Origin of the sequence: Actinosynnema sp. NPDC091369, from assembly GCF_044757065.1 — a bacterium.
Lineage (GTDB): Bacteria > Actinomycetota > Actinomycetes > Mycobacteriales > Pseudonocardiaceae > Actinosynnema.
The window spans coordinates 338084-357975 of the sequence record NZ_JBIVUG010000002.1; the positions used below are offsets into that span (position 1 = coordinate 338084).

Here is a 19892-nt window from a genome sequence, read left to right on the forward strand (position 1 = left end):
CCCGGTCAGATCGCCGTGCCCAGCGGTGTCGGGCAGGCCGGCGCGATCGGGCGACCCGGCGGCACGATCCGCGCACCCGCGGCGGGTCGCGGCGGCGTGCGGTGCAGCGGGTCCGCCGGTGGCACGTCCAGCGCGGTCAGCACGAGTTCGGACCACGTGGGCATGAGCGGCGCGACCGCGACCGCCGTGCGGGCCAGCGCCTCGACGTGGTCGGACAGCGGCGCGTCGCCGCCCAGCGCGTGCGGCAGCCGCACGACCACGTCCCGCACCGCCGCGGCGGCAGCGCGTGGCGAGAACACCGACGGCGCCAACGCCCCCGCCACCACCTCCGGCAGCCGCATGGCCTCCGCCAGCACGGGGTCGGTCGCCCCACCGCCGTCCCCGACACCGCCCGCTTCCCGCACCCGCGCGAACACGCCGTCGGTCCACCCCTGCAACGCCTCCGTCAGCACGGTCCGCGTCGTGTCGGTGAACTCGCGCAACGAGAAGCTGGTCTGGGCGACCTCCGGCCCGGCCAGGCACAGGAAGAACCGCACCGCGTCGGCGGGCACGCGCCGCAGGAAGTCGCCGCCCCAGATCGCGTGGCCCCGGCTGGTGGAGAACTTCTCGCCCTCCAGCCGGTAGAACTCGTTGGTCAGCACGTGCGTCGGCAGCCGCAGCTGCCCCTGCGCCAGCAGCAGGCCGGGCCAGAACACGGCGTGCGAGAACGAGCAGTCGAACCCGAGGAAGTGCACGACCTCCGTGTCCGGGTCCTTCCACAGCTGCTCACCCGACGCGGCCTCACCGCTCGCCACCGCGTGCGCCGTGGTGGCCGCCAGGTAACCCCAGATGCCGCCGAACCACGTGTCCAGCACGTGCCCGCGCCACTCCGGCAAGGGCACCGGGATGCCCAACGGGTCCAGCCTGCTGAACGGCACCTCCGGCAACGGCCGGGACAGCAGGTCGTCCAGGTACGCCTTCAGCCGCGGCCGGAACACGCCCTCGGCGGCGAACCGGGTCAACCCGGCGCGGTGCGGTTCCAGCGGGAACACCAGCCGGCGCAACGACCGCACCTCCGGCACGCCGCCGCACGTCACGCACCGCGGCTCGCGCAACCCCGTCGTCTCCAGCCGCCGTGCGCACTCCTCGCACTCCAGACCGCCGCTGTGCGCGCCGCAGTGCGGGCAGGTACCGGTGACCTCCGCCTCGTACAGGTGGTGGGCGCACGTGGCGCAGTAGAACGCGGGCAGCTCCCGCTCGGCGAACGCGCCGCTGTTGTAGAGGTCGAGGAAGTAGCGCTGAGTGAGCTGGGTGTGCAGCGGCTCGCCCTGCGGGTGCGTGAAGCGGTCGGGCAGCATCCCGCCCAGCGCCAGCGTTTCCTCCATCCGGCGGCCGTAGACGAACGCGGTCTCCTCCGTGCCGTGGCCGAGGTCCGCCGCGCGCCGCCGCACGTAGCACGAGTAGTCGTCGGCGTAGCTGACGTAGCGCGCCGGGATCCCCTGCTGCACCAACGACCGCCGCAGCACGTCCGCGCCGAGGAACGGGCCGGACAGGTGCCCGAGGTGCAGGTCGCCGTTGGGGTTGGGCGGCGCCGAGGTGACGATGAAGTTCTTGCCCACCGTGCTCACTTCCTCCGAGCTCCGTTGACTGCGGTCCGGCCCTGCTCGTCCCGTTCACCCGTGATCAGCACGTCGTCGCCGTCGTCCAGGCCCGCCAGCTCCGCGTGCGCGGCGGACACCCGGCTGCGCGGCGGCACGGACCGGGTGAGCACCGAGTGCGCGCCGATCCGCGAACCGCGCCCGACCGTGACCGCGCCCAGCACGCTGGCGTTCGTGCCGATGACCACGTCGTCCTCGACGGTGGGGTGCCGACGGCGGTCCGGGTGCGCCCGGTCCCGCCACCACCCGACCGAGCCGAGCGTCACCTGGTGGTACAGCATCACGTCGTCGCCGATCACGGTCGTCTCGCCGATCACCACCGCGGCGCCGTGGTCGATGAAGAACCGGCGGCCGATCCGCGCGCCCGGGTGGATCTCGATCCCGGTCAGGAACCGCGCCACCAGCGCCACCACGCGGGCCGGGATGCGGTGCGAACGGCGGTAGCACGCGTGCGCGACGCGGTGCAGCCACAGCGCGGTGATGTGCGGGTGCAGCGCCGCCTCGGCCCGGCCGTGGACCGACGGGTCCTTGTCCACCACCGTGTCCAGGTCCTCGCGCATCGCGTGGACCAGCCCGCGAACGTCCACCATGGTCACATCCACCGGTAGCCGTGCTCGCCGGTGATCGGCTCGCCCGCCTCGAACCGCCCGGGCCGGTAGGGCCGCAGCTCCTCGTGCTCCTCGCCGGTGTCGACCTCGTGCGCGACGAGCTCGCCGATCGCCGGCGCGAGCTTGAACCCGCCGCCGCTCAACCCGGTCGCCGCGTACAGCCCCGCCGGGCCGACCGGCCCGATCACGGGGTGCCGGTCGGGGGTGTACCCGTCGACACCGACGCGCGTGCTGACCGTGGGCCCGTCGGCCAGGGCGGGCACCCGCCGCCACAGCCCGTCGCGGGCCGCGGTGACCAGTTCGGGGCGCACCGGGAAGTAGGTGCCGACCGGCTCGTCGTCCGGGTCGAGGTCGACGCCGAAGAACACGCCCTGGCCGCCGTTGGGCCGGAAGTAGTTTCCGGTGGTGTCGTCGATGCACGCGGGCACGTCGGCTTCCGCGTGCGCCAGGGCGATCGCGATCCACCGGGGGCTGATCGGCAGGTCCACGCCGACTTCCTCGGCCAGTCCGGCGCTCCACACCCCGGCGGCCAGCACGACCGCGTCGGCGTCCACGTCACCGATGGAGCACCGCACGCCGACGAGCCGGTCATCGCGCACCAGCAGGTGTTCCACGGGCACGTCGTCCAGCACGCGCGCGCCTCGCGCCCGTGCCGCGTCGAGGAACAGCCGTGCCGTCGCGGCCGGGTCGGCGTAGCCGCCGTCCGGTTCGTAGGCCGCGGCGGCGACGCCGTCCAGCCGCAGCCCCGGGTACCGCGCGGCCAGCGCGCCCGGTTCGACCACCTCGGCCTTGCCGCCCGCCGCGCGGACCTTGTCCACGTTGTGCCGCAACGATTCCTGGTGCTCCGGGCCGACCAGCAGCGCGAAGCCGGTGGGCCGGTAGCCGCAGTCACCGCCGACGAGCTCGTCGAACCGCTGGAAGGTCGGCAGCGCGCGGGCGGCCAGCGCGATGTCGCAGTCGGCCGTGTGGTGCAGGCGCAGCAGGCCGCCGGACTGCGCCGTCGCCGCCACGCCGCCCCGCCGCTGGTCGAACACCACCACGTCGTGGCCGCGGCGCGCGAGGTGCCAGGCGACGGCCGCGCCGATCACACCACCGCCGACGACCGCCGTCGTCCGCGTCATCGACCGGCCACGCCGCGCTCGGCGGCCTCCGCTCGCCCGCCGTCCGCCGCAGGGTCCCACCACACCGACAGGTACACCAGCCGGGTGTCGGCGTCGTTGGTCAGCTCGTGCTCGGAGCCGTGGGTGATGTAGATCGTGTCGCCGAAGCCGACCGGGCGGACCTCGTCGTCGATCCGCATCGTGCCCCTGCCCTCGACGATGAAGAAGACCTCGTTCTCGTGGTGGGCGTGCGGCGTCGACACCGCGTGCGGGGAGAGCACGACCCACGCCGCCTCCCAGCCCGGCCGGTCCACCCCGGCCCACGGGAACAGCCGCTTGCCGTGCACGTTGTAGTCGGGCTCGAAGACCAGGTCGCCCTCGCCCCAGGAAAGAACGTCCACCGGTAGCCCTCCACATCCGCGTCCGAGGCCAGTCGGGAACCGACCCTAAGGACGCGGCCGGCCGCCGTCTTCAGCCCGGGGAATGGCCGCGGGTCCACTCACGGACGACAAGCCGGCACCCCGACCCGCCGCAGGGGTGGACGCCCGCCGCACCCCGTCACCGTCCGCGAGGCGGGTCACCTGGCCAGGGCTACCTCACCGCACTATCGAGTGCTCCGGTCCCCGCGCCGTTCTCCCGCACCGGCACCGCTCCTACCGTGGCCTGATCGCACCAAGGAGTTGAGGCCGATGTCCGGTGCCTTCCGCCGCCGCCTTGCCGTCGCCGTCACCGCCGCCTTGGCCTTGACGACCGCCCAAGCCGCCACCCGCGCCGTCGACAACGCCACCGCCGCACCCGCCAAGCCCGCCGCGGTCGTCTCGCTCGGCGACAGCTACATCTCCGGCGAGGCCGGCCGGTGGCGCGGCAACGCGCTGGAGAACTCGGGCGACAAGTGGGGCACCGACCTCGCCACCCGGTGCGACGCGGGCGGCTGCACCACGGACCCGCAGCTGATCTACGGCAACACCCACACCGGCACGAACATGTGCCACCGCTCGACGTCGGCCGAGATCGTCAGCGCCGACCTCCCCGACGTCACGGCGATCAACCTGGCGTGCTCCGGCGCGACCACGTCCGACGTGCGCAACGGCGACCCGGCGCGCAACCAGCCCAACCAGGTCGAGCGGCTGCGCGTGAAGACCGCCGACTACCACGTGAAGCTGGTGGTGCTGTCGGTCGGCGGCAACGACCTCCGGTTCGGCGACATCATCGCCGACTGCGTGCAGGGCTACCTCACGTCCTACCGGTGCGGCCCGAAGTGGGACTCGGCCATCGCGGGTCAGCTCGACCAGGTCCGCGAGGACGTCGGCGCGACCATCAGGGCGATCAAGGAGGTGCTCAACGAGGCCCAGGGCCCGGGCACCTACCAGTTCGTCCTCCAGTCGTACCCGTCACCGATGCCGGCCGCCGCCGACTTCCGCATCCCCGAGAGCGGGCCGCGGTGGTCGGAGGGCGGCTGCCCGGTGTGGAACAGCGACGCCGACTGGGCCCGCAACGAGCTGGTGCCCACCATCTCGGCCCAGCTCCGGCAGGTCGCCGCCCAGCGCAACGTGCGGTTCCTCGACCTGCGCGACGCCTTCGACGGCCGCGAGGTGTGCGCGACCGGCTCCAGCCAGGCGACGGCGGCCAACAGCGCCGCCAACCCCCTGCCGGGCACGGTCGCGGAGTGGGTGCGCTGGGTCGTCACCGGCTACACGTCGCAGGGCGACCGCCAGGAGAGCATGCACCCCAACTACTACGGGCAACGCGCGCTGGGCACCTGCCTGCGCCTGATGCACGAGAAGACCACCGGCGACTTCGCGTGCCACAACACCCCCGGCGCCGGTCCGGGCCGGATGACGTTGTCCGCGCTCGGCGGCTCGCTCGACCACTGACCCGTCCGCCCTACCGGAAGGCCCACCCCGTGAGAGCACAAGCCTTGACCTCCATCGCCGCCGTGATCACGCTGATGACGGCCTCCGCCACCACCACCGCGGCGGCGGCGGCGGCGGAACCGAGGGTGGAGCAAGAGCTCTGGTGGTGCAACGTGTCGCTGGACTACCCGCACCGTTCGCACACGCAACCCGATCGCGTCAACGTGCACGCGGACATCAAGCAGTGCCAGCGACCGATGCCCGCGTTCAAGATTGCTTTGAGCCTGTACCAGGACGAAGTCTCGCCGGTGTCGACCCGTCTCCTGGGCAACAACAAGAAGAGAGCCCGCCTGGTCGCCAACACGGCGCCGCAGGAGAACGTGTGGTTCACCTATCGGGCGGTCGCCAAGTTCACCATCGAGGATGGCAGCGAGCCCTTCAAGGCGACGTTGGTGAGCGTGCCGCAGCAGATCTGCATCGGCACCAACTGCCCGCCCCAGCCCGATCCGGACTCGGGCCGCCTGGCGGCGACGCGCTGGTGACCCGTCCCCGGGAGGTCGAGTGAGCGACTACGCCGTCTTCCTCGCGGTCACCGACCGGACCGCGCAGCGGGAGCCGACGTTCTCCCTGACCTCGCTGACCATCCCGGCCGACCGGCTCGGCGAGGCCGAGCAGCGGGCCGCCTCGGCGCTCGCCGCGCTGCCGCCCGACGTGGCGTGGCCGGACGTCGAGCCCGCCGTCCGCCGCCAGGTGGTCGACCGGGTCCGGAGGGTGCCGCACGTCGCCGTCGACCACGTCGAGCACGACCGACCGCGGGCGGGCGCGTGGGTGTGCCTGCGCGCCTGCCTCGCGGACCTGGCGACCAACAGCTCCCTCGCCGCCGTCGCGCACCGGCCGCACACCGTCCACCTGACCGGCCACCCCGTGCCCGACCCGACCGCACCCCTGCTGGTCGACGCCGAGGCCGTGCACGTCGACGCGGAGGCGCACCACCCCGCACTGGCCCGGCTCACCGCGCTGCTCGCCACCGCCGCGCCGGCGTCGGTCAGCGGCGCGCTCCCCGACGACGAGGACCCGTACGAGGCGTTCGACAGCTACACGCTGGGCGGTCTCGCGGAGGCGGGCAGCCGGGCACCCGACTCGCCTCGTCCGCAGTAGACGGTGCCTTCCGTGGCGGTGTCAGCGGTTCGCGGGGACCTCGGGAGCGCAGGACGCCGACGGCGCTCCGGCGCGGGCGGCGCCGTCGATGTTGTCCTCGACCCACACGCGCAGCATCCGCAGCGGCACGGCCGCGCTGTGCCCGAGTTCGGTGAGCGAGTACTCGACGTGCAGCGGCACCTCGGGGAAGACGGTGCGGTCCACGAGGCCGAACTCCTCCAACCGCCGCAGGGTCTGGGTCAGCACCTTCGGGCTGACCCCCTGGAGGTGCCGCTGGAGCTCGCCGAAGCGCCGCGGACCGTCCTCGAGCGCGCCGATGGCCAGCGCCGACCACTTGTTCGCCAGCAGGTCCAGCATCGCCCGGCACGGGCACTGCGCCGCGTAGACGTCGTGGTCGGCGTGCTGTCCGGTCAGGCACACAGTGGCCATGGCAAGCCTCTCACCTCGATACTTCCCATCGGGAAGTTCTTTCCCTTGCGGGTAACCATATCCCCGGAGATACGTTCTCCGCGTCCACAGGAAGATCAACTCCCGGAGAGAGAACCGTGTCCGACACATCCATGCGCGCCGTCGTCCAGCACACCTTCGGCGGTCCCGAGGTGCTCACCGTGCAGCAGGTGCCCCGACCCGAACCGCTGCCGACCGAGGTCCGGGTGAAGGTGCACGCGGCCGGCGTCAACCCGGTGGACTGGAAGACGCGGGTCGGGAACGGCATGGCCGGCGTGCTCGGCGAGCCGCCGTTCACCCTGGGCTGGGACGTCTCCGGCGTGGTCGAGAAGGTCGGCTTCGGCGTCACGACCCTGAGGGAGGGCGACGAGGTCTACGGCATGCCCTGGTTCCCGCGCGCCGCCGGCGGCTACGCCGAGTACGTCACCGCCCCGGCCCGGCAGTTCGCCCGCAAGCCCTCGACCACCAGCCACGAGCAGGCGGCTGCCGTGCCGCTGGCCGCGCTCACCGCCTGGCAGGTCCTGGTGGACACCGCGCACGTCGAACCCGGCCGGCGCGTGCTGGTCCACGCCGCGGCGGGTGGCGTCGGCCACTTCGCCGTGCAGTTCGCCAAGCACCTCGGCGCCCACGTGCTCGGCACCGCCCGGGCGGGCAACCACGACTGGCTCACCAAGCTCGGCGCGGACGAGCTCATCGACTACACCGCCGTCCGCTTCGAGGACGCCGCGTCCGACGTCGACCTCGTGATCGACCTGGTCGGCGACGTCCACGACAGCACCAGCACGCGGTCACTGGACGTGCTGCGCCCCGGCGGCCTCCTCGTCGCCGTCCCGTCCGGCGCCTCCCCCGACCTGGTCACCGCCGCCGAGGCGAAGGGCCTGCGCGCCACCCCGTTCCTGGTCGAACCGGACGGCCACGCGCTCACCACCATCGCCGCCCTCATCGACTCCGGCGATGTGACGGTCGAAGTCGCGGAAACCTTCCCCCTGGACCAAGCCACCACCGCCCACCAGCGCGGCGAGACCAACCGCACCCGCGGCAAACTCGTCCTGCGCGTCACTCCCTGAACCGACGACGCGGCGCACCTCCCGCAACACGCCCCCGACCGGGTTCCCGGCGTCGCGGTCGACCTGACCGGCCACGGGAAGGCCGGTCAGGTCGTTCGCCGCGGCCGGTCAGGTCGCTAGGTCAGGATCAGCGACAGGCCGTAGGCCGACAGGATCGGGTTGACCTCCTGGTAGTAGGTGGTACCGCCCGAGGAGCAGTTGCCCGAGCCGCCCGACGTGACGCCCTGGGCCTGGTTGGAGCTCAGCCACGAGCCGCCGGAGTCGCCGGGCTCGGCGCAGACGTTGGTGCGGGTCAGGTTGTAGACGACACCCTGCGGGTAGTTCACGGTCTGGCCGCGGGCCTGGATGTAGTTGCACCACATGCCGGTGGTCGAACCCGACCGGCACACGCCGGAACCGACCGGGACCTGCGCGGAACCGCGGACGTAGTACCAGTAACCGTCGTAGCCCTCCATGTAGCCCCACAGGTTCACGCCCGCGCCGGTCTGCACGAAGGCGTAGTCGTAGTAGGGGAACGTGGAGCCCGCGAAGTAGCCGTAGAGCGCGCCGGCCTGGTCAGTGGCCTGGGAGCCGGCGGTGCCGCAGTGGCCGGCGGTCACGAACCCGCCGTACACGGCGAACCCGATGGAGCACCGACCCGCGTTGTTGATCCAGTAGGGCCAGCCGCCGACGACGTCGGCGTACGGCACCGGCGAGTGGTCTTCCTCGACCACGCGGACGGCCTCGTGCACGGCCTCGGCCTGCTCGAGGAACGCCTTCACCGCGCCGTCGACCTTGTGCCGGTTGACGGTCACGACCACGGTGTTGGTCCGCACGTCGACGTACCAGCCGTTCACGCCCTCGGGCGCGGCGCGGCCCGCCTGCCGGTCGATCGCGGTCTTGGCGGCGTCGAGCTGCGCGTAGCTGTGCGCGACCGGCACGACGGTGACGTCGAGGCCGGTCCGGTCGGCCGCGGTCGCGCCGGCGACCGCGACGGCCAGCTTGCCGGTCGCCGGGTCGAACCAGCTCCCGGCGTACGCGGAGCCGTAGAGCTTGCGGGCGACGACCTCGGCCCCGCGGGCCCGTTCCTCCTGGGCCAAACGGGTTTCGACGCCCTCGGCGCTCAAGCCGAAGTCGCGCTTCATCGCCTCCGCCATGCCGAGCGACACGCGCGGCGCGGCGGTGGACGACACGGTCGCCACGTCGACGGGCGTGGCGACCGCGGGCAGGGAAGGAATGGCCAGACCGATCGCGAGGACGACCGCGCCGGTTAATCGGGCAGCACGAGAAGGAGTCACTTGGGCAGCCTTTCGCACAAACGGGCAGGGAGGTGCACCAGTCGGTTGCGAGGTGGTGCACGCGGAGACCTCGGAACCGCTGATGTCGCCGGCGAGAACCGACGGATTCGGAACGATACTTTCCCGATCGATGTCCCCATACCGCCGAGACGGTGGCTCTCTCCGGACCATTCGATCAATTCACGGCAACCGGAAGACAGGTGATTGCGCTTCCCGGTCGACGGCGGTGTCCTCCGGCCGCCATCACGGCTGCCCGCACCGTGATCACCCCTGCTCCGGCCCGTACGACGACCCGACCGGTTGCCGTGCACGCGGCCCGCCGCCACCTTCGGCACACCGCACGGGCCACGTAGTCGATCAACCACCGACCCCCTTCCCGCACCTGCCCCTCCGGCCCCGTCGACCGCGGGCCGCGTCGACCCGACCCACTGCGCCCGACGCACCTGAAAAAAGCCGAAGCGCTCCGCAACGAATTCAGTCCTCGAACTCCCGCCACCGCAGAGGGCGGCCATGCGCGCACTCGTAGCCGAAGACGACCGCGCGGTGCCGGATTCCACGAACGGGACCTCACTGCCGAATCATTCGTGGTCGACGTGGAATTCCAGGGGTGCCGCATCGGACTGGGGGAACAGTCGTCCCCTGCTTCCGAGTGGCCAGGTGCCGACTTCGCGCGCGCCGACCGGTGGGCACCGGTTGCCGGGTGGGCGGTCCCGCCCTCGGTGGACGAGGACGGGACCGCGGTCAACCGGATCGGTCAGACAGGCGACAAGCGCCGCCAGTCGAGCCGATGCGACGATCGGCGCGACTGAACCCTCGACGCGCCGGTGCCCGGAACGACGGCGTTCCGCACGGGCGCACCGCAGCGGGTCACCCAGGGGTGAAGGGCGCGTCGAACCGTTCGGTCCCGCGCGGGTGTCGGTGCGCGCCACGGGTTCCTCCATGGCGGACACGGCCGGCTGGGTCGCCTCGTCCAGTCGCCGGTCGACGGGCAGGGGCAGGCGTTCCAGGAACCGGGTCATCTGCAACCGCACCATGCGTGTCGAGCCAGTGGATCGGCGTGGACGGGGCTCCTCGCACCGCCCCGGGGCGGTTGGGGCGGTCAGGCGCGGGCGTAGCGTTCGGCGAGGGTGCGCAGCAGGGGCCTGAGCTCGCTGGGCGACTCGACGGTGAAGTCCATGTTCAGCATGCCGATGTAGGCCGCGATCGTGTCCAGCGAGTCGGCGCCGGTGACGAGGACCGAGGTGGTGTCGGTGACCGTCTCGACCACGCCGACGGCCGGGTGGATCCGGTCGAGGACGGATTGGGCCGGCGCGTCGATCCGCAGGCGGGCGTGCACCTGCCAGCCGCTGGACGCGACACGGCGCATGGTGAAGCTCGTGTAGTCCTCGTCCGGCAGGGCGGTGGGTGCGAACCGGCGGTGGGTGCGCATGCGTGGCGTGATCCAGTCCGCCCGGTAGACGTCCCACTCGCCACTGGACGGGTCGCGGGCCACGAGGTACCAGCGCCGCTTCCAGGCGAGCAGGCGGTAGGGCTCGACGAGCAGCGACGTGTCGCGGTAGTCGAAGCGGAACCACTCGACGTCGTGGATCGCGGTCGCGATGGTGCGCAGCACGGCGGGGTCGACCTCGGGGTCCGGGGCGTCGGTGTCGGTGTTCTCCGGCGCGTGGTCGACGACCGAGGCCAGCGCCTCCACCGTCGGCCGCAGGCGTGGCGGCAGGACCTGTTCGAGCTTGGCCAGCGCGCGGGCGCTGGAGGTCTCGAGCCCGGCGATGCCCCGGCCGGCGCGCAACCCGACCGCGACGGCCACCGCCTCCTCGTCGTCCAGGAGCAGCGGGGGGAGCTTGCCGCCCGCTCCGAGCCGGTAGCCGCCCGTCGCGCCGCGGGCGGCCTCGACGGGGTAGTCGAGCGTGCGGAGGCGCTCCACGTCGTTGCGGATGGTGCGGGTCGTGACACCGAGCCGGTCGGCGAGCTCGGTGCCGCTCCACGACGGCCGTGACTGGAACAGCGCCAGGAGCGCGAGGAGCCGCGCCGATGTGTCCGCGGTCACTGCGACCACCTCCGCCTTATAGGAACGAACTCTTCCTATAAGCACTTTAGCGTCTGTGCCATGACGAACACGGAGATCCGCCCCTTCCGCATCGAGGTCGCGCAGGCCGAGCTGGACGACCTGACCGGTCGGCTCGACCGCACCCGCCTGCCGCAGCCGGCACCGGGCGACACCTGGGAGCACGGCACCCCCAACCACTACCTGCGCGAGGCCGTGGCGGCGTGGCGCGCGTTCGACTGGCGCGCCGCCGAGGAGCGCATCAACGCCCACCCGCACTTCATCACCGAGATCGACGACCAGCCGATCCACTTCATCCACGTCGACTCACCGCACGAGGGCGCGACGCCCCTGCTGCTCGCGCACACCTACCCCGGCTCGTCGGTCGACTACCTCGACATGATCGGCAGGCTCACCGACCCCGTCGCGCACGGCGGGCGCGCCGAGGACGCGTTCCACGTCGTCGTGCCGGACGCACCCGGCTTCGGCTTCTCCAACCCGGTCACCGAATCGGGCTGGACCACCGCCCGCGTGGCCCGCGCCTACGACACCCTCATGCGCAGGCTGGGTTACCGGCGCTACGGCGTCCACGGCTCCGACCACGGCGCGATGGTCGCCCGCGAACTCGGCGTCCTCGCCCCGGAGGGTTTCCTGGGGTTGCACGTGCTGCAACTGTTCTCCTTCCCGTCGGGCGACCCCTCGGAGTTCGAACGGCTCGAACCGCAGGACTACGCCGGCCTGGAGCACATGCAGTGGTTCCAGAAGGTCGGCGGCTACAACACCATGAACGCCAGCCGGCCGCAGACGGTCGCCGCCGGGCTCAGCGACTCGCCGATCGGGATGCTCGCCTACAGCGAGCTGTTCAACTCCTTCGGCAACGGCACGTCCCTGGTGCCGCTGGAGACCATCCTCACCGAGGTGTCCGTCAACTGGTTCGCGAACGCCGCCGCGGGCATGGCCCGGTCCTACTTCGACAACGCGGCCGCTCCGACCGACGAGCCCGCCCCGGTGAACGCCGCCCCGACCGGCGTGGCCGTGTTCGCCGACGACTTCCAGACGATCAGGGTGTTCGCGGAACGGGACAACTCCACCATCGTGCACTGGAGCCGTTTCGAGAAGGGCGGCCACTTCGCCGCACTCGAGGTCCCGGAGATCGTGGTGGACGACATCCGGACGTTCTTCGCCCCACTGCGGTGACCTCCCGGCCGGCGGACGGAGGATCAGCGCCGGGCGCCGGCACGCCGCAGACCGTCGCGGACGACGGCCAGCGCACGGGCCGGGTCCGCGTTCTCGGGCTGGTCGACGGCGTGCTGCGAGCGCAGGATGCCGGAGAGCAGCGCCATGAGGTCCGCGGCGGTGACGTCGGCGCGGACGTGGTGCGCGAGCTGGGCCCGGTCGAGGAGGCGGTGCACGTGCGTGCGCAGCTCGGCGGCGGTCGCGGCGAGTCGGGCGCGAACGTCGACGCCGGCTCCCGTCAGGGCGTCGACGAGGTCCTTCTTGGGCCCGGCCTCGGCCACCAGCAACTCGATGAACTCGAACAGGGCGTCGCCGGCGTGCTCGGCGTCGTGCCGCGCCCGGGCGGCGTCGACCAAGCGCTGCAACCGCTCCTGCACCACCGCCTCGAACAGCGCTTCCCTGGTCGGGAAGTGCCGGTAGAGCGTTCCGGGGCCGACCCCCGCCCGCCGGGCGATCTCGTCGAGCGGCACCGTCAGCCCGCCCACGGCGAACGCCTCCGCCGCCACCTCGAGCAAGCGCGCCCGGTTGCGGCGGGCGTCGGCGCGGAGCGGGGGCTCCTCCATGTGTCGTCCTCCCCGGGAACTCGTTGCAAACGGAGACGAGCCTCCGTTAACCTCGAACCGGAGACACGTCTCCGATTATACGGCTCGGTCACGACGGGGGCAGGCGTGCACATGGACCACGAACAGATCCGCGACCCGCGCACCACGGTCGAGCGGTTCCTCGAGACCGCCCTCAGCGGAAGACCCGGGGACCTCGCGGACTTCTACGCCCCGACCGTCGTCATCGAGATGCCGTTCGCCGCCACAGCGCTGCACCCGTCCCGCATCGAGACGACCCGGGAACAGCTCCGCGCGCGCTTCGCCGCCGGTGCGGAGATCCGGCGGTACACCGGTCTCGACAACGTGCTGATCCACCGGACCACCGACCCCCGGACGATCATCGTCGAGTACGGGCTGCACGGCGAGATGGTGGCCACCGGCGAACCGTTCCGCCTCGACTACGCGATGGTCATGACCATCCACGACGGCTTGATCACCCACACCCGCGACTACGCCGACCCCATCGCCGGCGCCCGGGCCCTCGGCAGGCTGCCGGACCTGCTCGCCGCCCTGGGCGAGAACGAGTGCCGTTGCCCCGCTCGCGGGACGCGGGTTCGTCCGCCCGGCTGAAGGGTTCAACCACTGTGCCGCCGCCGTTCGCGCGCCCGTGGCCTGGCGGGCAGGACGGTTCCCGATGCTCTGGCCCGTCACACCGGTCGAGAGGATGGTCATGGGCGAGAACTCCACGGGCTTCGGGCGGCGCACGGTGTTGCAGGCGGCGCTCGCCGCGCCGGCCGCGGCGGTGCTGACGGGGGCCTCCGCGGCTCGAGCCTCGGCGACGGGTTCGGACGGCGACAACCCCCGCTTCACGATCGCGGTGATGCCGGACACCCAGTACCTGCTCGACGAAGGCGGGTCGGACCCGGAGCCGGTGCGCGAGGCGATGCGATCCCTGGCCCGTCGTGCCAGGGAGGCCAACGTGGTGTTCATGACGCACCTCGGCGACGTCACCGAGCACGGGACCGAGGCCGAGATGCGGCTGGCCGACTCGGTGTTCCGGGCCATCGGGGGCGACGTGCCCTACAGCGTGCTGGCCGGCAACCACGACGTGCCCGGCAACACCGACGACCGGCGCGGCGCGACCCCGTACTCCCGGACGTTCGGGCCGGACCGGTTCGCCCGGATGAAGACCTTCGGCGGGTTCGCCCCCGACGGCTACAACAGCTACCACGTGGTCGAGGGCGGCGGGCGCGAGTGGCTGGTGCTGGCCCTCGACTGGCGGGTGTCCCCGGCCGGGACCGCGTGGGCGCAGGGCGTGCTCGACCGGCACCGCACCCTGCCCGCCATCCTCACCACGCACGACCTGGTCGCCGGCAGCCCGCGCGCGGAGCTGTCCGCGCACGGCCGGCAGTTGTGGGACGACCTCATCCGGCGCAACGACCAGGTTTTCCTCACCCTCAACGGCCACTACTGGCCCTCGGGCCGCACCACCCTCACCAACGACCACGGCCGGGACGTCCACCTGCACCTGGCGAACTACCAGGACCGCTACTACGGCGGCGCCGGCATGATCCGGTTCTACACCTTCGACCTGGCCCGCGGCGTGATCGACGTGGAGACGTTCTCGCCCTGGCTGCTGGCCCGCCCGGCCGAGCGGCTGACCGCGCCGGAGGCCGAGGCCGCCACGCTCAGCGGCGACGACGAGCGGTTCACCGTGGAGATCGACTTCCGGCAGCGGTTCGCCGCGTTCGCTCCCCCCGTGCTGCCGCCGCCGTGCCCGGCGAGCGCCGTTGTGACCCGTGACACCGTGGCGTACTGGCGGTTCGACACCGCGGGTCTGCCCGCGGCCGGGAACGAGGGCGGCGCGGTGCCGGCCGGCGCGGTCATCCGGGACCTGACCGGCAAGGGCAACGACCTGACCGCGGAGGTCCTGCACGGTGGCGCCCCCGAGACGCTGACCTGGTCCGCCGAGCACCACGACGCGCAGCCCGCACACGCGAGCCTGCGCTTCGCGGGCGGCAAGAACCCCGACCGCGGCGCCGTCCTGCGCACGGCGGCCACCGCGCCGGTCACCACGATGACGTTCGAGTCCGGCTACACCATCGAAACGTTCCTCAAGCTGCCGGAGCCGTTCGAGGGTGACCACGCGTGGATGGGGGTGCTCAGCTGGGAGGGGCGCACCGGCGACGCGGGCAAGACGAGCGGTTGGTCCGACGACGAGCCGACGTGCAGCCTCAACCTGTCCGGTGAGCGCTTCCTCCAGTACGTCGTCTACCCGGCGCGAGTGGACGCCGACCCGACGTCGTGGAGCCACGCCGTGCCGATCGGCCGGTGGATGCACGTCGCCGTGGTCAACGACGGCCGCCGCAGCACCATGTACGTCGACGGCGCGAAGATCGCGCGCAACGCGGCCGAGGAGTCCCGGGGCATCACGACGATGGGCAAGCCGTTCGTGATCGGCGCGACCCAGTTCGCCCTGCGGTACGGGCAGGGCTTCTACGGCTGGATCGGCGACACCCGCATCACCGCCCGCGCCCTGCGCCCCGAGCAGTTCCTGACCGGGGGCCGTTGAGCGCGGGACCGGTCACCACCGGCGGGCATCCCACCGGCATGGGTGACGGTGGGAGGTGTCGGAGACACTTCCGGTCGGCGACCGGGAAGCGGCCCGAGCCGAGGCGGCGCGCCGTTCGGGTCTAGATCACACGGCGCCGCACCCGCCACACCACCACGCCGATCAGGACCGCCGCGACGGCGACGAACAGGCCCGCCTCGATCAGCTGGAACGTCCAGAACCGGTCGGCCGGGTGGTGGACCTCGAACCGCTGGACGCCCCGCGCGTGCAGGAACTGGTTGAGGTTGGTTCCGGCCCGGTTGGCGGCGGCCTCCAGCTCGTAGTACTCGGTCCAGCTCAGCCTGCGCCCGGTGGAGTCCACGTAACCGCGTTCGATCACCCAAGTACCGATGTCGGGCACGGGCCCGTGCCCCGTCCCGTCCTGCGAGTCGCCGACGGGGATCGGCTCCGCGGCGGTGAGCGGCGTGGCGTACGCGGGACGGGCCAACAGCGCCACTCCCATCCGGGCGGCGAGGAACGCCCCGAACGCGACGCCGAACGCGGGCAGGCCGCGCCGCAGGATCGCCCCGGCGGCGGTGGCGACGCCGAACGCGAACAGCGCGTACGCCACCGGTACGAGTCCTTCCAGGTCGAAGGCGTCGTACTGGAACCGCCCTTCCCACGCGTCGAACGGCCGCCGGAACCAGGTGAGCACCGCGGTGAACGTCCCGGTGAGCGCGGCGGTGACGCCGGCCAGGGCCACGAGCTTGGCTGCCAGCCAGCGCATCCGCGGCACGGCCTGCGTCCAGGCGAGCTGCCAGGTGCCGTCCTCCAGCTCGCGCGCGAGCAGCGGCGCGCCGAGGAACGCGCCGATGACGACGGGCACCAGGTTGAAGGCCGCCAGCAGGTTCTCGACGTACCCGTACTCCTCGTCGAGCCGGCGGAAGGAGGCCGTGCACGCCTCGTCGATGCCGGCCTGTCCCGCACAGTGGGCGGGACCGCCGGGGAACAGGTCGTGGGCCTGCGCCCCGAGCACGAGCAGGGCGATGCCGAACATGCCGACGAGCAGGCCCAGGACGCAGACCTCGGTTCGGTGCTGGCGCCAGATCAGCCACGTCATGCCGCCCCTCCCGACGTGACCGCGGCGCGCGGCCCGGACGGCCGGCGCAGGTACGCCAGCACCAGGTCCTCCAGCGCGACCGGCTGGGCCTGCCACCCGGGCGCGGCCGGGATCGCGCCGTCGCGGACCAGCACGGTCGTGTGCCGGTCGCTGTGCACGGCCTCCACGACGGCGCCGGTCCGGTCGAGGTCGGTGGCCGTGCGCGGGCCGATGAGCAGCCGGTGCTCGGCGAGGAGGGTGTCGATGTCACCGGTGAGCGTCACCCGGCCGTGGTTGAGCACGACCAGGTGGTCGCAGACGCGTTCCAGCTCGTGCACCACGTGCGAGGAGAACAGGACGGTCACGTCGCCCTCGGCCACCGCGCCCATGAGGACCTGGAGGAACTCGTGCCGGGCCAGCGGGTCGAGGCTGGCCACCGGCTCGTCGAGGACGAGCAGGTCCGGCCGCTTCGCCAGGGCCAGCGCCAACGCGACCTGGGCCTGCTGGCCGCCGGAGAGCGTGCCGGCCCTGCGGTCGAGCGGGATGCCCAGCTTCGCCAGCCGGCGCTCGGCCAGCCCCTGGTCGAACCGCAGGTTGCAGGCCCGGCCGAAGCGGAGCATCTCGGCGACGGTGAAGCGCTTGTACAGCGGGTGGTCCTGGGCCAGGAACCCGATCCGGGACAGGGTGTGCGGGGTGCTGGCGGTGACGTCGTGGCCGAGGACTTCCACCGTGCCGGTGCTCGGTGCCAGCAACCCCACGACCAGGCGCAGCAGCGTGGTCTTGCCCGCGCCGTTCGGCCCGACCAGGGCGATCACGCCGCCCGCCGGCAGGGCCAGCGTGCAGTCGCGCAGCGCCCACCCCTTCCGGTACCGCTTGCCCACACCGTCGGTGCGCAGCGCGAACTCGGTCGCTGTCACGCCACGTCCTCGTTCCTCACCTGCTGGTGGACGGAGGTGAGGAGCGCGTTGACCGACTGCTCGTCGAGACCGGCCGCGTAGGCGCGGCGCAGCCAGGTCGCCAGGCCGCGCCGCAACGACGTGTACGTCGACGCCGGCATCACGGCCGACTGCTGTTCGTTGACGAACGTGCCCTGGCCGGGCCGGCCGGTGACCAGGCCCTCCTGCTCCATCTGCCGGTACGCCTTGGCGACGGTGTTCGGGTTGATCGCCAGGTCCTCGACCACCTCGCGGATGAGCGGGAGGCGGTCACCGGGCTGGAGGAAGCCCAGCAGCACCGCCTGGCGGACCTGGTGGACGAGTTGCAGGTACGGCGGCACGCCGGAGTGGGTGTCGAGCCGGAAGACGAACACGGTAACCCCTTACTGCTTTTCTAGTACCATAGTAAAGCAGTAGTTGATGGTCAAGAAGCCCGCCCTGGCCGCAGGACCGCGACACCGTGCCGGAACGCGGTGGCGACAGCGGCACGGGCAGAGCGCACCGGGTAGCCCGGCCGGCCGATTGACGGCGGTCCAGACCACCCGCACCCTGGATGGGAGCGCTCTCACGTTTGCGGTTCCCGGTGACCACGGAGGAAGCAGGCGCATGCGACGACCGTTCGCCCTCGCCTTGGCGGTGCTCACCGCCGTCGGACTGCTCACCGCCCCGGCCGCGGCGGTCGCGACGAAGAAGGGCGTGAGCGTCAACAACCACCCGGGCGTGACCACCGCGCTCGCCGACGTGCGGGCGGGCTGGTACTACACCTGGGCGTCCGACACGCAGGGCGTCACCACCCCGGCCGGCGTCGAGTTCGTGCCGATGATCTGGGGCGCGGGCGCGGTGAACGACACCGAGTTGAACCGGGCCAGGTCGCTCGGCTCGACCCTGCTCGGGTTCAACGAGCCGGACATGGCCGGCCAGGCGAACCTGACGGTCGAGCAGGCGCTGTCGCTGTGGCCGCGGTTGCAGGCGACCGGGATGCGGCTCGGCGCGCCCGCCGTCGCGTTCGGCGGCGACCGGGCGGGCGGCTGGCTGGACCGGTTCATGAGCGGCGCCGCCGCCCGCGGGTACCGGGTCGACTTCGTCCCGCTGCACTGGTACGGCAGCGACTTCTCGACCGCCGCCACCGGGCACCTCCAGAGCTACGTGCAGGCGGTGTACAACCGCTACCGCAAGCCGATCTGGATCACCGAGTACGGCCTGATCGACTTCACCGGCTCGCAGCCGAGGTATCCGAGCCAGGCGCAGCAGTCCGACTTCGCCCGGCGTTCCGGCGCGATGCTGAACGGCCTGTCGTTCGTGGAGCGGTTCGCGTGGTTCTCGCTGTCCACCCGGACCACCCCGACCGGCCTCTACGACGGGACCACGCCCAACGCCACCGGCGTGGCCTACCGAGCCGTCCCCTGATCCTTGCCTGGAGGAGCGATGCGCAGGGTCCTGGCCGCCGCGTTCGCGCTGATCGCCGCGTTCGCCGTTGTCACACCGGTCTCCGCCGCCGCCGACCACACGGTCACCTTCGTCAACCGGTCCGGTCGCGCGGTGTGGATCGGCAGCACGGTGAACGCCGACGGCTCGCGCGCCCTGACCGGCCTGCCGACGTTGCAGAACGGCCAGTCGGCGACCATCACCATCCCGGAGTCGGGCACGCCGTACCACTGGCGCGGCAAGTTCTTCGCCCGCCAGGACTGCACCGGCACACCCGGCAGCACGTTCCGCTGCCGGGTCGGCGACTGCGGCCCGCTGGCGGACCGCTGCACCACCGGCGAGCAACCGGCGAGCCTGGCGGAGTTCAACTTCGACCGCGGCGACTGGCTCGCGCCCTGGTACAACGTGAGCTACGTCAACGCGTTCTCGCTGCCGATCACCATCGAGGCCCGCGACGGCGTCACCCCGCCGGGCTCCACCGAGTGCACCGCGGTCGGCTGCCCGGAGGACCTGCTGCCGTACTGCCCGGCGGAGAACCTGACCCGGTGGGCCGACGGCAGGCCGATGCTGTGCACCAACCCGAACCGCGACGCCCGGACCGCCTACAGCGACGCCTTGTCGTCCCGCTGCCCGAAAGCCTATGCGTGGTCGCGCCACGACACCGAGCCGGGCAACCAGGTCGTCCGCCAGTGCCGCCAGTGCACCGGTTTCACGGTCACCTTCCACCCGGTCGCCTGAACCCGGTCGCCCTCGCCGGATCTTCCGACTACAGGTCGTGACGGGAGCAGTCCGGAGCGCGACGCCCGATCACCGCGCGGCGGACGGCTCCGGGTCTCCCGCCACGACGCGAGCCGCCCGCGACGGGCAGGCCGCCGTCGCCGGCCACGGGCAGCGTGATGGCCTCGGTGTGACC

General features: G+C 72.5%; 20 protein-coding genes. 9 read left to right on the plus strand and 11 right to left on the minus strand.

Annotation, left to right across the window (positions count from 1 at the left end):
• Positions 1 to 5: 5 nt before the first annotated feature.
• Genes ACIQMJ_RS09700 through ACIQMJ_RS09715 form a run of 4 tightly spaced genes read right to left on the minus strand, consistent with a single transcriptional unit; the run spans position 6 to position 3746 of the window.
• The gene (locus ACIQMJ_RS09700) at positions 6 to 1607 is read right to left on the minus strand and encodes a class I tRNA ligase family protein (RefSeq protein ID WP_499760521.1); all 1602 of its coding nucleotides are present in this window, start codon (positions 1605 to 1607) and stop codon (positions 6 to 8) included.
• The gene (gene epsC / locus ACIQMJ_RS09705; RefSeq protein WP_499760522.1) at positions 1604 to 2227 is read right to left on the minus strand and encodes a serine O-acetyltransferase EpsC; all 624 of its coding nucleotides are present in this window, start codon (positions 2225 to 2227) and stop codon (positions 1604 to 1606) included. Before epsC ends, ACIQMJ_RS09700 begins: the two co-directional genes overlap by 4 nt.
• 2 nt (positions 2228 to 2229) lie before the next feature.
• Complete coding sequence (locus ACIQMJ_RS09710) at positions 2230 to 3366, minus strand: NAD(P)/FAD-dependent oxidoreductase (RefSeq protein ID WP_499760523.1); 1137 nt, start codon at positions 3364 to 3366, stop codon at positions 2230 to 2232.
• On the minus strand, positions 3363 to 3746 hold the full coding sequence (locus tag ACIQMJ_RS09715) for a cupin domain-containing protein (protein WP_499760524.1): 384 nt from the start codon (positions 3744 to 3746) through the stop codon (positions 3363 to 3365). Before ACIQMJ_RS09715 ends, ACIQMJ_RS09710 begins: the two co-directional genes overlap by 4 nt.
• A 288-nt stretch (positions 3747 to 4034) precedes the next feature.
• Here ACIQMJ_RS09715 and ACIQMJ_RS09720 point away from each other — a divergent pair, with 288 nt between their 5' ends.
• From ACIQMJ_RS09720 to ACIQMJ_RS09730, 3 genes are read left to right on the plus strand one after another with little or no spacing between them, the layout of a single operon-like run.
• On the plus strand, positions 4035 to 5219 hold the full coding sequence (locus tag ACIQMJ_RS09720) for a GDSL-type esterase/lipase family protein (protein ID WP_499760525.1): 1185 nt from the start codon (positions 4035 to 4037) through the stop codon (positions 5217 to 5219).
• Positions 5220 to 5263: 44 nt separating this feature from the next.
• On the plus strand, positions 5264 to 5740 hold the full coding sequence (locus ACIQMJ_RS09725; protein ID WP_499760526.1) for a hypothetical protein: 477 nt from the start codon (positions 5264 to 5266) through the stop codon (positions 5738 to 5740).
• A gap of 19 nt (positions 5741 to 5759) precedes the next feature.
• Positions 5760 to 6356 (plus strand): hypothetical protein, encoded by a 597-nt coding sequence (locus ACIQMJ_RS09730; RefSeq protein ID WP_499760527.1) that lies wholly within the window; start codon positions 5760 to 5762, stop codon positions 6354 to 6356.
• A gap of 21 nt (positions 6357 to 6377) precedes the next feature.
• On the opposite strand, the gene ACIQMJ_RS09735 is transcribed toward ACIQMJ_RS09730, so the two are convergent.
• Entirely contained in the window at positions 6378 to 6785 is a 408-nt protein-coding gene (locus tag ACIQMJ_RS09735) for a winged helix-turn-helix transcriptional regulator (protein WP_499760528.1), read from the minus strand.
• Between the two features lie 131 nt (positions 6786 to 6916).
• On the opposite strand from ACIQMJ_RS09735, the gene ACIQMJ_RS09740 reads away from it, so the two are divergent.
• Positions 6917 to 7870 carry an NADP-dependent oxidoreductase gene (locus ACIQMJ_RS09740; RefSeq protein ID WP_499761057.1) on the plus strand — a complete coding sequence of 318 codons (954 nt, stop codon included), beginning with the start codon at positions 6917 to 6919 and terminating at the stop codon, positions 7868 to 7870.
• 116 nt (positions 7871 to 7986) lie between these two features.
• Here ACIQMJ_RS09740 and ACIQMJ_RS09745 read toward each other — a convergent pair whose 3' ends face one another.
• Positions 7987 to 9147: a S1 family peptidase gene (locus ACIQMJ_RS09745; protein ID WP_499760529.1), complete on the minus strand. Its 1161-nt coding sequence runs from the start codon at positions 9145 to 9147 to the stop codon at positions 7987 to 7989.
• Between the two features lie 1099 nt (positions 9148 to 10246).
• Positions 10247 to 11194, minus strand: a complete 948-nt coding sequence (locus ACIQMJ_RS09750) for a helix-turn-helix transcriptional regulator (RefSeq protein WP_499760530.1) — start codon at positions 11192 to 11194, stop codon at positions 10247 to 10249.
• Positions 11195 to 11254: 60 nt separating this feature from the next.
• Between ACIQMJ_RS09750 and ACIQMJ_RS09755 the strand changes: the two genes are divergently transcribed.
• A complete protein-coding gene (locus tag ACIQMJ_RS09755; RefSeq protein WP_499760531.1) occupies positions 11255 to 12388 on the plus strand; it encodes an epoxide hydrolase family protein in 1134 nt (377 codons plus the stop codon).
• A 23-nt stretch (positions 12389 to 12411) separates the two neighbouring features.
• On the opposite strand, the gene ACIQMJ_RS09760 is transcribed toward ACIQMJ_RS09755, so the two are convergent.
• Positions 12412 to 12990 carry a TetR/AcrR family transcriptional regulator gene (locus ACIQMJ_RS09760; RefSeq protein WP_499760532.1) on the minus strand — a complete coding sequence of 193 codons (579 nt, stop codon included), beginning with the start codon at positions 12988 to 12990 and terminating at the stop codon, positions 12412 to 12414.
• A 111-nt stretch (positions 12991 to 13101) separates the two neighbouring features.
• Here ACIQMJ_RS09760 and ACIQMJ_RS09765 point away from each other — a divergent pair, with 111 nt between their 5' ends.
• Together ACIQMJ_RS09765 and ACIQMJ_RS09770 are read left to right on the plus strand one after the other, a co-directional pair.
• The gene (locus tag ACIQMJ_RS09765; RefSeq protein WP_499760533.1) at positions 13102 to 13599 is read left to right on the plus strand and encodes a nuclear transport factor 2 family protein; all 498 of its coding nucleotides are present in this window, start codon (positions 13102 to 13104) and stop codon (positions 13597 to 13599) included.
• Positions 13600 to 13699: 100 nt separating this feature from the next.
• Entirely contained in the window at positions 13700 to 15541 is a 1842-nt protein-coding gene (locus ACIQMJ_RS09770; RefSeq protein ID WP_499760534.1) for a LamG-like jellyroll fold domain-containing protein, read from the plus strand.
• Positions 15542 to 15662: 121 nt separating this feature from the next.
• On the opposite strand, the gene ACIQMJ_RS09775 is transcribed toward ACIQMJ_RS09770, so the two are convergent.
• The 3 genes from ACIQMJ_RS09775 to ACIQMJ_RS09785 are packed head-to-tail and all read right to left on the minus strand — an operon-like array spanning position 15663 to position 17928.
• Positions 15663 to 16640, minus strand: a complete 978-nt coding sequence (locus ACIQMJ_RS09775; protein ID WP_499760535.1) for an ABC-2 membrane transporter-related protein — start codon at positions 16638 to 16640, stop codon at positions 15663 to 15665.
• On the minus strand, positions 16637 to 17536 hold the full coding sequence (locus ACIQMJ_RS09780; RefSeq protein ID WP_499760536.1) for an ABC transporter ATP-binding protein: 900 nt from the start codon (positions 17534 to 17536) through the stop codon (positions 16637 to 16639). The genes ACIQMJ_RS09775 and ACIQMJ_RS09780 overlap by 4 nt, the downstream gene beginning before the upstream one ends.
• Positions 17533 to 17928, minus strand: coding sequence for a GntR family transcriptional regulator (locus ACIQMJ_RS09785; RefSeq protein WP_499760537.1), 396 nt, complete (start codon positions 17926 to 17928; stop codon positions 17533 to 17535). The genes ACIQMJ_RS09780 and ACIQMJ_RS09785 overlap by 4 nt, the downstream gene beginning before the upstream one ends.
• Before the next feature lie 232 nt (positions 17929 to 18160).
• Between ACIQMJ_RS09785 and ACIQMJ_RS09790 the strand changes: the two genes are divergently transcribed.
• Both ACIQMJ_RS09790 and ACIQMJ_RS09795 read left to right on the plus strand, forming a co-directional pair.
• Positions 18161 to 18961, plus strand: a complete 801-nt coding sequence (locus tag ACIQMJ_RS09790; RefSeq protein ID WP_499760538.1) for a glycoside hydrolase family protein — start codon at positions 18161 to 18163, stop codon at positions 18959 to 18961.
• Positions 18962 to 18979: 18 nt separating this feature from the next.
• Complete coding sequence (locus ACIQMJ_RS09795) at positions 18980 to 19717, plus strand: thaumatin family protein (protein WP_499760539.1); 738 nt, start codon at positions 18980 to 18982, stop codon at positions 19715 to 19717.
• Positions 19718 to 19892 lie beyond the last annotated feature (175 nt).